This window comes from Veillonella sp. ZSJB6 (assembly GCF_051549505.1).
Classification (GTDB): Bacteria; Bacillota; Negativicutes; order Veillonellales; family Veillonellaceae; genus Veillonella.
This window is the reverse complement of record NZ_JBPUGE010000153.1, coordinates 1-244: the sequence shown is the minus strand read 5'-3', so window position 1 is coordinate 244 and position 244 is coordinate 1. Positions and strand designations below refer to the sequence as shown.

At 38.9% G+C, this 244-nt stretch carries 1 protein-coding gene; it reads right to left on the bottom strand.

The genetic code is table 11. The features are described from left to right. A partial coding sequence (locus ACSV5T_RS10250; RefSeq protein WP_438321076.1) for a plasmid mobilization protein occupies nt 1–244 on the bottom strand: 244 nt, incomplete at both ends.

The following is a 244-nucleotide window of genomic DNA, read 5'->3' as shown; positions in this document are numbered from 1 at the left end:
GCTCTGCAAATACTTTGATTTTTTCGATGTCTTTGTCTAGGGTGTTGGCTTGGTAGGCAATTTGATTTAGATTACCGCCTATTTTTCCTAAGTGTCGAAGTAGTTCGGGGTCAACTGCTTTGTATTTGCGTTTGTGGTCTTTTTCGTCCAAACAGGTTTTTCTTATCCAAGTCGCTAATTGTCCGCCAGTCATTTTTTTTAATAGCTGGTCGTGTTCTTCATCAGTCAATCTAACTTTGATTTC